This is a genomic window from Photobacterium proteolyticum, from assembly GCF_001939735.1.
Taxonomy (GTDB): Bacteria; Pseudomonadota; Gammaproteobacteria; order Enterobacterales; family Vibrionaceae; genus Photobacterium; species Photobacterium proteolyticum.
Genome location: NZ_MJIL01000089.1, coordinates 23,448 through 38,006, shown reverse-complemented (window position 1 = coordinate 38,006; position 14,559 = coordinate 23,448). Strand labels below are relative to the sequence as shown.

The window sequence follows — 14,559 nt, the reverse complement described above, 5'->3', positions numbered from 1 at the left end:
TGAGTTGAAATTAGTCGGATATGCGTATTGAGAGTAAATGTAGTACGTCATCACAAGGATGAATAATGGTATGTCTCTATGCGCGATCGGAATATGTTTTTATGCTCAAGTTGCAGTGCTTCATGTTGCTATTATGAAAATAAATTAATTAATGCGCATGTATCCCGGCATATCCATACCTTGAAGCTATGAATTAAAAAAGCCCGGCAGACGGAATTAATTTGAAGTCTGAATTAATTATAACGTGCATATTATTTAAATGTTCGTGTCTGATAAATCAGACTAATTCACCCTTGGTTAAGCTCTTGTAGTTAATAATTGAACAGTGATTTTCTGTTTAATTGATTTTCATTGGCTAATGTTAGTGATGGGAATTGTTGTCAAAGAAAATGTTACTTGTTAGCTGTTATACCCAAGTTACCTCAAGATGCAGGATTCAGAGTGAGACCAGCGCACTCAGTTCAAGGAAAATGACGGTAGGAATGGTATTCCCTTTCAACGTTATTTGACACAGAAATGGGCGCGCTGGCTCACTCCCAAAGGGCGAGTTTACTTGGCTTCTATGCGTTGTTACCGATTATTAATTTAGAGCCACTAGATTTTCTAATCGGTGCCTAGCCTACAAGCCAAGTAATTCTCGCTGAAACGAGCATCTTGAGGTAGCTTGGGTATATCAACTAGATGCGAATTAGGGTGGGTGAGTAATGGAAATGGACTGGGCCAATGGGGTCTTAAAGCTAAGTTCTTTTTTTGCAGTGACGATAGGTATTCTTGTTCTTTTTGTCGGTCGTCGCCTCAACAAGATGTTCGCGCCGCTGCGCGAGTTCAGTATTCCCGAACCAGTTACTGGCGGGATCCTTTTTTCAATTTTGATCGCGCTAGTTTACGTCGTCGCTGATATTGAAATTGAATTTGATCTGATGGCGAGGGATATCCTGCTGGTGTACTTTTTTACCACTATCGGTATCAATGCCAGCCTCAAGGATCTGCTTAAGGGCGGGATCCCTCTGGTTGTTCTGCTAGCTATCACGATTGGCTACATGCTGGTCCAGAATTTTACCGGGATCAGTGTTGCCGCTATGTTTGGTCTGGATTCTGCCGTTGGTATGCTGGGCGGTAGTGTTTCTCTGATCGGCGGTCATGGGACGGCAATAGCCTGGGCTCCCCGCATTTCGGAAGGGTTTGGCGTTAGCAACGCGATGGAGATTGGTATTGCCTGTGCGACCTTTGGCTTGATCCTGGCAAGTTTGATGGGGGGACCAATCGCGAAATTCCTGATCACTCGCTATGACCTCAAGCCTGATCACAAAGAGCAACTGGATGTCGGTGTTGCTGATGAGTCGCAAAATGGTGACGGAACAATTACCGGCTTTGATTTTCTCGATGCGATTTTTGCAATTCATGTCTGTGCTATCTTGGGATTTATACTTAACGAAGCCATTGCTGAATTAGGTCTGCAGCTACCATTGTTTGTCACCTGCTTGTTTGCCGGGATAGTGATCACCAATCTTATTCCCGATGCTTACCCTCGGATCTCCGGTACTAAGTGGCCATCACGTAAACCAGCAATAGCCCTAATTGCTGATGTGTCGTTGGGTACATTCCTGTCAATGTCGCTTATGAGTATGCAGTTGTGGACTTTGGTGGACTTGGCAGGGCCAATTTTTGCGATTCTCGGTGCCCAGTTCATTGTGGCGATTGTGGTTAATATCTTTATCGTATTCCCTGTCATGGGTAAAAACTACGATGCCGCCGTTGTATGCGCGGGCTTTGGTGGTATTTCGCTTGGTTCGACCCCGACGGCAATGGCCAATATGTCGGCGGTGTCTCAGCGTTACGGTAACTCGCATCAGGCGTTTATTATCGTGCCTTTGGTGTGTGCATTCTTTATCGATTTGGCCAATGCGCTGATCATTCCGTACTTCCTGGCGAACTTCTAATTTTGCTCTAGGAAGACTAGGTAAACAGCCAGTCCATTTTCGTTGGAGTGGCTGTGTGCCTAGCTAGCTGGGCTTTTTTGCGGCTTTTTAGAGGAGCCTTGAATAAGGAAAGGTTGATTGCTTATATTATTTTCAATAAGGGTAAAGTCAACGCCTAACCTTATGGGGTTGATATAACTTTATAAAAACACATTTTATTGAGTGTTATCTATATGGTTAATTTTTTCGATGCATACTTCAGGTAGCGTAAAAATGGAGCTGTACTGCAACCAAAAAAAGTGCTGTTCTGTTGCTACTCACTACTTCTAAGGTGTATGGCTCGCTACTGCATACTTTTATCGTGAAAGAGTAAAAGGTGATATGACAAGAAGAATAGAATGATAATCTTAATCCAAAGTTTTTAAGTTGGGTATTCTTCTTTAAAAAACAGGTGTTATTTATGCAACTTTTAAGGCGAAGCCTGATGCTAATTTATGTCTCATATATATATATGACAGAAATGGGATGCTCAACACTGAATCAACAATTTTGGTTAAAGCAGGAGCGCAATTTCATTTTGATAACATTCTATTTATATAACAACAATGAAGCGAACAGAGGCACTTAATACTTCAACTTATACTTTTATTTTATAACTCTTATCTTGACAGATATTTAAACTTATCTGCAGCAGTTCCTAATACTCGGTGCGGTGCTCCCCAAAGCTAACCTTGAGATTTGTTAGTATGCCAGCTGGTAAGAGGCTGAACTAAGGTGTCAGCTGATAGTGTAAACAAACGGCCAGCTTTTGATTTTTGTTTGTAAGTATCTAATAAGAAAAGACAAAATCATATTCAGCAATATGCATTAACAGGATTGCATATATGGTGGCGGAAATTTAACGAGTTGACAGGGTTAATTCGAATATTACTAAAAGCTTTATAAGTAATAGCTAAAGTTTGAAGATGATTTTATCTTGTATGCATAGTGTGATGCTCATCTTATTACTGTCGTACTAATATATACATGCGATTATTTGCTGTTATATTTCTGTAATCTACTATTTGTGGCTGATTTGAAAGATTTCCTCGAAGATATAATTAACTAATAATTTATAATGTTTATCGAACTGACTTTTAGCTATATCTAAACTCCTGATTTCTTCGATTAGGTGGTGATAATAGCTACATGAAAAATACTCTTATAGCTGAGGTATATCATTTCAATCGCTGTATTGAGAGCTTGCACATCAACCTTACATCTTCAAAATAATGTAAGGTGATTTATAAAATATAAGTATATATACAAATGAAAAAGCTATTTGGATCATCGCATGACTCAGAATGTTTATATTCTGCTTTAGCTTGTAGTCGAATGTTGATACTGCTTTCTGGTGGGACTCCTTCAGATGTTGTTTTTGATAATTCTCAGACAAAAATACGAAAAGCAATAAATGAGTATGGGAAAGAAAACGGTGTTGAGCTTACATTAGGTCAACTTAAACTGAGTCAGCTAACACCAGACAAATTACCGCTAGCCTATAAAAACAAACAGGGAGAATTTGCTATTGCTGCCCGCATTTCTGGGCGAGAGGTGTTGGTTCAGGAGACCGAAAGTGCTTCACCGAAAATCCTTTCTCTAACAGAGCTGGAGGAGCAGTGGTGTGGTGAAGTGATCCGTGTGCAGGGACCGTCACTTCGGTTTGATGTCTCCTGGTTTATTCCCGAATTTGTTCGTCACCGTCGCTTGTTTAGTGAGGTGTTGTTGTTTTCCTTGATGCTGCAATTGTTGGCGCTGGCAACGCCGCTTTTCTTCCAGGTGGTGATGGACAAGGTTCTGGTGCACCAGGCGTTGTCGACCCTTGATGTGCTCGTGGTGGTGTTGGTTGTCGTGGGTATCTTTGAAGTCGTGCTCAAGGGGCTTCGCGAATACCTGTTTGCACACACATCCAACCGGATTGATATCGGATTAGGTATTAAGTTATTTCGCCATCTGCTGGGCCTACCGTTGCTCTATTTCAAACACCGGCAGGTCGGCGCCATTATTACTCGGGTACAGGAACTCGATAGCATTCGTGAATTTTTGACCGGTTCAATGCTGACCTTGTGTGTCGATGTAGCGTTTACGTTTGTGTTCTTCGGAGTCATGGCCTGGTTGTCGCTGCCACTGACTTGCCTTGTTCTTGTAGTGCTTCCTTTTTACTTCCTTCTGGCATGGCGCAGTACTGGTCGGTTGCAGGCATGTATTGAAAAACAGTTTCAAACCTCGGCGCTGAATACGTCTTTTCTGAATGAGTCAGTCAGCGGAGCCGAAACGATTAAAAGCCTGGCTGTTGAACCTCGTATGCAGCGTCGCTGGGAAGCTCAGACAAGTGATATGGTGGAGGCGGGCTTTAACACCCAGAGCATTAATAATCTGATCAGCCACGGGGTAATGCTCCTGCAGAAGATCACCAGTGTCGGGGTGATCTGGTTAGGGGCAAATATGGTGATGTCACTGGAACTAACCATAGGCCAGTTGATCGCCTTTAATATGATGGTTTCCCATGTCAGCCAGCCTATCACCAAGTTAATAGAGCTGTGGCAGCAGTTTGTCCAGGTACGTGTTGCGGTCGATAAGCTCGGCGATATGCTCAACCTGCCTGTTGAGCAAGAGCAGGGCAATGTTCTTCCGGCTTCCCCGCTTAAAGGCGACTTACAAATCCGTAATTTGCTATTTCGCTATCAGCCGAACTTAAATCCTGTCCTTCAGGGCGTCAACCTGCATATCAAGCCCGGCGAAACCCTCGGGATCGTCGGTCCTTCCGGCTCGGGGAAAAGTACCCTGACCCGGATCCTGCAAAAGCTGTACACCCCGGATGAAGGGGAAGTGCTTATCGACGGTAATTCGCTATATAGCCTGGATCCCGGTTATCTGCGCAGCCAGATCGGCGTGGTACTGCAGGAGAATTACATGTTCAACCGCAGTGTACGCAATAACATCGCGATTAAAGATACCACTGTACCGTTAGAGGCCGTCGTTGAAGCAGCAAAACTGGCCGGTGCCCATGACTTTATCCTGCAGCTCCCCCTTGGTTACGACACCGTTTTGGCAGAAGGCGGCAGCTCTTTGTCTGGCGGTCAGCGCCAGCGTATTGCCATCGCCCGTGCGTTGATGGCTGATCCGAGGATCTTGATCTTCGATGAAGCAACCAGTGCGCTGGATGACGAATCCCAGGCGTTGATCCAGGCCAACATGGCGAAGATTGCCCACGGCCGAACTGTCATCACCATTGCCTATCGCCTTTCAACTGTCCGCCATTGTGACCGGATTATTACCCTGGAGCAGGGGCGGATAACTGAATCAGGCAGCCATTCGCAGTTATTGGCCCTGAAAGGCTGTTATGCCCGCCTCTGGCAGCTACAGCAGGAATTACGTAAGGAGTCTGCCGCATGTTAATCAAGCATTTCAAAACTGCCCGAAAGGCATTGCAGCAGGAGCGTCAGGCACCGTCGGCATTGAAGCGTTCGCGGGACGAATATGAGTTTCAGCCCGGGTATCTGGAAATCGTCGAACGCCCGCCTGCTCCGTGGACCCGGCGGACGGCGATGGCATTGACGCTTCTGTTGGTTATAGCGTTGTTCTGGTCTGTTATCGGCCGGCTCGATATCCATGCAAGGTCCGCAGGACGGTTGATCGTTTCCAGTCATTCCAAGGTGATCCAGTCGCTGGAGTCAGGGGAAATTTCAGCGATTAATGTCCGGGATGGTCAGCGAGTTAGGGCCGGTGACATCCTGATCACCCTCAATCCCATCGGCGTCGAGGCCGAAGTACGTGAGTTGCAGGAGAAGCTGGTTTTCCGCCAGCTCGAACAGTCACGGCTGCAGGCTTTGCTGACAAGCGATCCGCTAGCGTCATTCAAATTACCGAACGGTGTTTCTCCGGTTCAGGCACTTACTGCTCATGAACACCTTCAGAGCGAGTGGCTGGAGGTTACCAATAACCTCGACAGCCTCGATGGTGAAATGAGTGTCAACCTGGCCAACCAGCAGGCTCGGCGTGCCGATATCGCGGGGTTGGAGATGCTGATGACAAACATCCGTGCTCGCCTTCACGCTCGCCAGACTTTGGCGGCCAACAAGCTGATCCCCCGAATGGAGCTTCTGGAGCAGGAACGTGAACAACTGGAAACAGAGCGCGCCCTCTCCAAGCAACATGCAGAGATTGATGTGTTGAAAGCGCAATACCTGAGCCTGAAGGAACAACGTGAAAGCTATCTGTCCAAAATTCGTCGAGAGTACTACGACAAACTGAATCAGGCGCAGGGTGCGATAGCCGAGATCAGGCAGGAACTGGTCAAGGCGAATGAGAAACACCGGCTGCAAACCCTGCTATCGCCGGTGGATGGTGTGGTTCAGCAGCTGTCAGTTCACACCCTCGGGGGCGTTATCCAGGCTGCCCAGCAATTGCTGGTGATTGTACCGGATGATGCCGCGCTTGAGGCAGAAGTGATGATATTGAACAAGGACGTCGGTTTTGTTCAGGCCGGGCAGCCAGTGGAAATCAAGGTGGACTCGTTTCCATATACCCGCTACGGCACGATTAGCGGGGAAGTGGCCCATGTGTCGCGAGACTCAGTGGAAGATGAGCAGATGGGGCTGGTCTTTCCTGCCCGGGTAAAGATAGATCGCCATACGATTGCTGTGGATGACAAAGAAGTCCCGCTACAGGCGGGGATGAGCATCACCGCAGAAATTCGTACCGGTGACCGGCGAGTGATTGACTACCTGCTGAGTCCTTTGCAGCAGTATCAGTCTGAAGCTATGAGGGAGCGGTAATGGCTGTAGCAGAAACGATTGAGACAGATGCTCTGGCTGTGAATGCTGACCGAGCAACAGGGGATCCGGCGCTACTTGCCTTGGTACGGGCTGCACGTTGCTTTGATTTAGCGGTAGAGCCCGAGCAGTTGGTACATCAGCTTGGCCGAAGCGAGGGGGCGGTGGACAGCCTTGATCTTTGCCGGTGTGCGCGTTGGATAGGGCTTCGGGCGCGGTGTATTTCCACTCAGTTGGAACGCTTGTCGGCACTGCCGTTACCGGCGTTGCTCAATACCGAGCAGGGTTGGGTTGTGCTAGAGGCAGTTACAGACGATATGGTTACCCTGTATCACCCTTCTACCGATAACAGTCGGAGCTACCCGATTGGTGTGTTTGGTCAGCACTGGCATGGTGAAGCCCTGTTGCTGGCCGATACCGAGGAGCGGCCCAAAAAGCAAAAGTTTGGTTTTGGATGGTTTGTCCCCTCCATTCGCAAACATGTGATTCAGTTTCGACGGGTGCTGCTGGTGTCGCTGATGTTGCAGCTGATCGCCCTGGTGACTCCGATATTGTTTGAGAACGTGATTGACAGGGTACTGGTCAGCAGAAGCCTTTCCAGTCTTCAGGTGCTGGGGATTGCGATGCTGGCGCTGGCCGTGTTCGAGCCCATTTATGGCTTCCTCCGATCCTGGCTGTTTGCCAACCTCGCCAGCAAGGTCAATTCAGAGCTGTCCAGCCGCTTGTACGAGCATTTAGTTGCCCTTCCTCTCGGTTATTTTCAGCAGCGACAGACCGGGCAAATTATCGCCCGAGTGAGAGAGATGGGGCAGATCCGTCAGTTTCTTACCGGATCGGCATTAACCATGGTGCTGGATCTGGCTTTCATCAGCTTGTTTCTTGCCGTGATGTTCGGCTATGCCCCGAAGCTGACCTGGCTGGTACTCGGTTCGTTGCTGGTTTATTTCTTTTTCTGGCTGGTTGTCGGCCCGGTACTGCGAGCCCGGGTGACCCGGGAGTACGAATTGGGCGCGGACAATACCGCCTTTCTGGCCGAGTCTGTCACCGGGATTGAAACCATCAAGACAACCGCTACGGAGTCCGGCTTTCTCCATCAGTGGGAGCGCCAGCTGGCGAGTTTCGTGAAAGCTTCGTTCCGGGCCAAGGTGGTCGGGATTTGGGCCGGGCAGGGAATCGGATTGATCCAGAAGCTGACGTCGGCACTGCTGCTGTGGTGGGGCGTCACCCTGGTGATGGACGGCCTGCTGAGTCCGGGCGAGCTGGTCGCGTTCAATATGCTGTCGGGTCATGTTACTCAACCTATTCTGAGGCTGGCACAGGTCTGGCAGGATTTTCAGCACACCCTTATTTCCTTGCGCCGGATTGGCGACATTCTTGACGAGGATGATGAGGACGGCAACGACGGATTGGCCTCCGTTCCCAAGCTGCGCGGTGGTGTGTGCTTTAGCGGCGTGCGTTTTCGCTACAGCGAAGATAGCCAGGAAGTGCTGCGCAACTTGAATCTGGAGATAAAGCCCGGCGAGTTTGTGGGGATCACCGGCCCTTCTGGATCAGGAAAATCAACGCTTACCCGTTTGTTGCAGCGTCTGTATGTGCCCCAGCATGGACAGGTTTTGGTGGATGGTATCGATTTGGCCATCGCCGATCCGGTGGCATTGCGCCGCAATATGAGCGTGGTGCTGCAAGAAAGTCTTTTGTTCTCGGGTACCGTAGCCGAGAACATCCGTCTGTGTTGTCCGCAGGCGACTGATGCCGAGGTGGCCGAGGCCGCAGCCCTGTCAGGGGCCGATGAGTTTATCCGCGAGTTGCCGCAGGGCTATGAGACCCAGGTTGGTGAAAAGGGCGGGCGTCTATCTGGCGGCCAGCGCCAGCGTATTGCCCTCGCCCGGGCGCTATTGACTGATCCCGGTATCTTGCTGCTGGATGAGGCCACCAGTGCATTGGACTACGAGTCGGAAGCGGCGGTGATGGCAAATATGGAGGCTATCACCCAAGGTCGCACGGTGATCAGTATTGCCCATCGACTCAACACCTTGCGTCATGCTGATCGCATCCTGGTGATCGATGGCGGACAGATTGTCGAGCAGGGAACCCATGATTGGCTATTAGAGCAAGGAGGCACCTATGCCCGGCTCTGGAAGCTGCAGGTAGCTTCATAGCTGCTCTTTGATGTGGGTGCCTGATCTCGCATCCATTTCGTCTACTGAATGTTCTCATCACTGCGTATATCTGTGATGGGCCATGCCTTACCTTGGTTTTAAGGTGAGGGTCACCTGCCTCAGGTTGAAGAACAGGAAGCAACCGGGGTGCAAACTTAACAATAAGAGGATTGAGCACGATGGAGCAAGTTACTTCATTCGGTAATGCAATCAACAATACAGGCGACAGTATAAATAACGCGATGCAGGCCAACTTCATGGAGGGCTTTACTGAGTACCTGGCAACGGCAATTCGGGGAATGGTATCAGGCCAGGGAGACAGCTCATCCCTGAGCCCGACAGATATGGCTGATGTGGTGGCGGAGGCTGCTCGAAAATCAGGCGCGGATCCTGAGGTTGTCAGCCAGCTTAAGAGCCTGGCAACGGATCCTGAGATCTTGTCTGCGCTGACGGCTTTTGATCAGGGGCTGGAGGGTACAGCTGACATGGCTGATGTCGGAGCTTCTGGTGAGCTGCTTCCCGATTTTGAGACAGCGATGCCGAATCCAAACCCAGGCCCTACCATTGATCCCGGCCTGAATGGCAACGTCAAGACCCTCAACCAATACAGTGATTATATCTCCGGAGCAGGATCGACCTTCGGAGGAACTATGGTTGGGCTGCCTTCCGACCTGAATGATGGGGCTTCCATTGTTCTCAATGGAATGCTGCTTAAGCACGATAACCTGGTCAATGAACTGGACGGGCACCTGAAGAAGTACCCTACGTCAGTAACGGCTCATAATTTGCTGAAAAACGCTGTCAACGAAAGTACCGAGTTAAATAGCAGTCGTCTTTCAGCTCGAGGTGTATTGAACAACATCGGAACCGGTACCACGGTTGCCGGCTCTTTGTTCAGCGTGGTACATGGCGGCATTAATATCGCAGCCGGGGCAGATATGGGGAAGGACCTGCGTATTGCCGGTGGGACGATCGGCATGGCAAAAGGGCTTTACTCCCTAACCAATGTCGTTGCGACTCAGGTTGCCAAGAGAGCAGGAGGAGGGACAGCGAAAAATGTAGCGACCTTCCTGAGTAAGACCATGGTGGCGAAGGAAGTGGCAGACGTGGGGCTGGATGCTGCTTCTGGCCTGACTAAAGCCGGTGTCGGCTTTGCTATTGGTGTTGGTAGTGCATTGGCTATCGGTATGGGGGCTGTCAGTATTGCAAAGAATGCGATGGTCGCCGATGAGGCACGTCGTGGCGGGAATCATGGCCGTGCCGCGATGTATGGTGTGATGGCTGCTCTTGACGGCGTTGGCATGGTACTCGATGTCGTTAGCTTGGTGTGTGACTTTATCCCTGTGATCGGTAACTTGGCCTCCTTGGTGCTGGATGTTGTTAATTTCGGCTTGAGTCTGATTAACACTGTGTTGGGATTCTTTGCGGACATGGTCGATACCCGTACGCCAGAGGAGAAACTGCAAGCGGACTTCGACAGCTATCTGGACTCCGATGCCTTCAAGGAGTTTATGACCAAGCAAGGTGAGTTCTACAAAGAAAAAGGCTACGACATCTTTAAGTATATGGTGGATGCCGAATCTGCTGGTCTTGGAGAGGAAGGTGTTGATGGTTCAAGCATCTGGAAGGAAGAGACACGTGCGCTGACTGATCAGGCTAAGAAAAACCTGGAAGATCAACAACTGAGAATTGCCTTGATTGATGGCTCGAGCATTGGGCGTACCTTAAACGGTCGGGAAAACGACGATTACCTGGATGGGCGCAGTGGCAATGACATCATCAATGGCCATGGCGGCAATGATATCCTGATGGGTGGAGCCGGGAATGACGAGCTCAATGGTGGCGACGGTAACGACAATTCCAATGGTGGCAGTGGTGACGATACGATCAACGGCGGAGAGGGTAACGATACTGGACGTGGTGGTCTTGGTGCTGATGTGATCAACATGGGACCAGGTGATGACGATGTCATCGGGTTGCTGGGTAGCGATAGTATCGATGGCGGTGATGATACAGATACTTTGTATACTGAAGATTTGTTCAAGAACCTTGAGTCCCGCGAGTTGAATCCGGATTGGAAGTCTTCTCAGGATCAGCTTGCCGAAAAGGTGGCAAATCAATCCAACTGGTCGGCCTATGCGCCGGACCACGAGCCTGCAATTGGCTATAACGTTGATCTACAGGCTGGAACAGCGTCGGGAAATCCGAATCAACAAGCGATCAGCGCATTGGATGCCGGGCTGTATAACACTTCTGTCTTTGCGAAGAAGGATGGTGCCTGGAATGATTATCACCGTGATTTTTCCAGCCACTATCTACTGGACAGCCTGCCAGATATTTCTGTGATGACCCAGCTCCGGGAAAACTCGGTCGAGAGCTATATCGCCTATAACCATCATGACAGTTGGAATACCTACCTATTCTCCAATAACCCAGACCCGCAGATTAAGTCCGCTTATGACAGTTTTGTGCGTCAGGCGAAAGAACAAGGGCGTGAGGTTTATCTGCTAGGGGAGGCTCTGACTAAATTTGATCCAACCTTCGGTTACATGAAAATGGAAGTGCTGACCGATGGTAAAGAGGTGATGCTATTTGATCCTGTTATGGGCTATGTGAAGCTCGATGCATCCAATTTACAGCAGATGTTGGGGGGTGAAGAAGGCAATTACCGTTCAGCAGCAGGATTCTTCCTTTATTTGATGGAGAAAGTCGGCGCGAATGCAACGCTGACGGGAATGGAGAATGTCGCCGGGTCGGAGTTCGATGATGTGTTGAAGGGAGACGACAACAATAACCAGTTGTTTAGTCGAAACGGTAACGACAAGTTGTATGGCCGCGGTGGTAACGATTTGTTGGATGGCAGCGGTACCGGTAACAATACCCTCGATGGTGGTGAAGGTACTGATACTGCAAGTTATGCTGTTCATAATCAGGGAGTAACAGCGAACTTGCAAAGCGGCCAGGCTCACAAAGGCAGTAATAATACCGACACTCTGGCTGGGATAGAAAACCTGATTGGCTCTGCGCATGGCGATACGTTGACGGGTAATGACTCAAATAATCAGATTTTTGCCCAGGACGGAAATGACACGGTACGCGGCGGTGGCGGCAACGATCTGATTGATGGTGGTAAAGGTGCCGATGACTTAGATGGCGGAGACGGAGTCGATACGTTGGCCTATACGGATCGTGTCGGAGTAACAGTTGATCTTGAAACTGGCGAGAACAGTGATGGTGATAGCCTCAAGGGGTTTGAAAACCTCATGGGAAGTAACGGTGCCGATACCCTCAAGGGGGATAATGAGAGCAATATTCTGTTCGGTAACGCTGGTCAGGATACCCTAGAAGGGCGAGGTGGTAATGATACCCTGATTGGCGGTGATGGCGCCGATACGTTAAGAGGTGGTAGCGGCAATGATCGTATCTCGGCGGGTGACGGGGTGGATGTCATCGATGGCGGCGAAGGCGCTGATATTCTGGACTATAGCCTAAATGGTCAAGATAGTAAGAACACTCTATATGTCGATCTTGCAGAAGGGATCTCTTATGCCGTTAAAGATGGACAGAAAACCGTGCTAGACCGTTTCAGTCATATTGAAGGGCTGGTCGGTGGCGAGATGGCAGATACTCTCATTGGTGATGACGGCAAAAATGTGCTCTATGGCGGCAAAGGAAACGATATTCTGCGCGGCGGCGGTGATAACGATGTGCTGGTGGCGGATGGAGATGTAGATCACTTGTTTGGCGGGACAGGTAAGGATATCTACCAAATCAAAGTATCAGAGGGTGGCAGCGCGATTATTGATGACACGGACGAAGGGAATGCCATTATCCTCGAAGGGATCAGCAAGGCCGATGTTGGTTTGAGGTTTGACGGGCAATCACACCGGATTCAGTTGTTTGATCGTCGCAATGGTCAAACGTTGGTGGAAGATGTTGCCTCCGGGGACCAATTAACCGAGTGGGGTGGTCAAGCGTCCAGCGAACAGACGGTCGAATTACTGAGTGGTTTCATTCGTCGCTTCTCAACAATCCGTATTGGCGATCGGGTGCTTTCGAGCCAGCAAACGATTGACTGGTTGAGCAGCCAGTTGATTGAAGCACATGCAGGGCAAGCGGATTCCACCCTTCGCGGTAACGAGCTGTCGAATATACTGACTGCTGGCGTTGCCCTGACCAGTATCAATGCCGGAGGAGGAGATGATCAGCTACTAATCGGTGCGGGAACGCCGGAGGTTCATACTGGTAGTGGCAACGATTACGTTGATTTCAGCGGTAATACTGATCTGGCATCTGCGCCTCAGACGGGAGAGCGCTTTATCGAACTGCTAGATGATCCTAATTCCCTGAACGGCTGGCAGGTACAAAATGGTGGTAATGGTTTTGCGGTTGATGCTAACGGCCTGACATCCTCTTACGGTTGGTGTAGTCGGACTCGTCGTTTCGATATTTCTAATCTGGTTAGTACTTATGGTAACAATGCCATCAATATCAAGGAGACTTTCCGCAAGATCGGTTATACCGCCGATAGCTATAAGTTGACGGTGAGGCTGCTGGACAGTGATGGTAAAGAGTTACATCAATGGAGCACCGGGGAGCAGACGGTTACCGATGTAGCCGAGGTGAGTCACACATTGCAAAACTACAGCAGTCAGACTCACTATGTTGAAGTGACGGATGCTGGTAAAGATCAGGAATATTGGGCTGGTCAGTGGGGAGCGCGTCTCGAAGGGCTGTCATTACAATTCGATTCTGGTGCTACTAATCAGGCAAAAGTTTATATTGAAGGCTTCGATGCTATCGAAGTGGATGCAGGAGCGAACCTGGAGGTGCTTAAGTCAAAGCCTGATGCAACTTTCTCCTTGGTACTCAATGCCGATCTTAACGAATGGACTCCGGGACAAGATGGCCTGTCACTTATCCATCAAGACGGCGGTCAACTGACGTTGCCGCAAAAACCAGAGAGTCTGATTTTTGAGGACAACGGACGCCGAATATTAGTTAAGGATGTGAATGCTTACTATGCGGCAAGAACCAAGGGTGAGGCGTTCACTCACCGCTGGGAACTGACGCCGGATAATAGTGCGATCCTGAACTTAGCTGGCGTCGATGCAGCATCGGTGACTGTTCATCAAGGCACTGTGGAGGGTAAAAAGTATGTCCGCCTGCAGGCTGGTAGTGACGTGCTATTCTCTGAAGCGATACCTACAGCCAGTGACGGTAACCCACAAACTGCGGGTCAATACCTGTCAGGCATCCTCGCTGGAGTTCGCTTTGGTGATGTCGGGCTTCACGGCGATGATCTGGCTAACTTTATCGACCATGGTGAGTTACCTGGTAATAACGAGGGTAGCAGTAATGCCTTGCTCTCTGAGCAGAGCGCGAGCGTAGCGAATAGCGATGCTGATAGCATTCGTCTGGCCAAACTGACTGGAGCTATGGCTGCCTTTGATAGCAGCAATGACGGGACATCGAGTGGCAACGAAGTGCTGGATGGCCGTTATAATTTGCAGCCGGAACTAACCGCTGCAGTTGTATAACTAGCCTATAGGATAATGGGGAGGCTTGCCTCCCCTGCATTTTAGTGACAAACATAACTTGTTCAAAATAGTTGTGCGCGAGATGACTTACTACAGAGATATATGTTTTTCCTTTCTGATTCCTTGA

At 49.5% G+C, this 14,559-nt stretch carries 5 protein-coding genes; all 5 read left to right on the top strand.

Annotated features, from left to right (window positions below; genetic code table 11):
- The first annotated feature begins 710 nt into the window (after window positions 1-710).
- Window positions 711-1,940, top strand: coding sequence for a sodium/glutamate symporter (gene gltS, locus BIT28_RS20045; RefSeq protein ID WP_075766749.1), 1,230 nt, complete (start codon window positions 711-713; stop codon window positions 1,938-1,940).
- 1,353 nt (window positions 1,941-3,293) lie between these two features.
- Window positions 3,294-5,357 (top strand): type I secretion system permease/ATPase, encoded by a 2,064-nt coding sequence (locus BIT28_RS20040; protein ID WP_075766719.1) that lies wholly within the window; start codon window positions 3,294-3,296, stop codon window positions 5,355-5,357.
- Window positions 5,351-6,736: an HlyD family type I secretion periplasmic adaptor subunit gene (locus tag BIT28_RS20035; protein ID WP_075766718.1), complete on the top strand. Its 1,386-nt coding sequence runs from the start codon at window positions 5,351-5,353 to the stop codon at window positions 6,734-6,736. Before BIT28_RS20040 ends, BIT28_RS20035 begins: the two co-directional genes overlap by 7 nt.
- Window positions 6,736-8,892, top strand: a complete 2,157-nt coding sequence (locus tag BIT28_RS20030; RefSeq protein ID WP_075766717.1) for a type I secretion system permease/ATPase — start codon at window positions 6,736-6,738, stop codon at window positions 8,890-8,892. The genes BIT28_RS20035 and BIT28_RS20030 overlap by 1 nt, the downstream gene beginning before the upstream one ends.
- Before the next feature lie 179 nt (window positions 8,893-9,071).
- On the top strand, window positions 9,072-14,432 hold the full coding sequence (locus tag BIT28_RS29050) for a hypothetical protein (RefSeq protein WP_083651981.1): 5,361 nt from the start codon (window positions 9,072-9,074) through the stop codon (window positions 14,430-14,432).
- The last annotated feature ends 127 nt before the right edge of the window (window positions 14,433-14,559 follow it).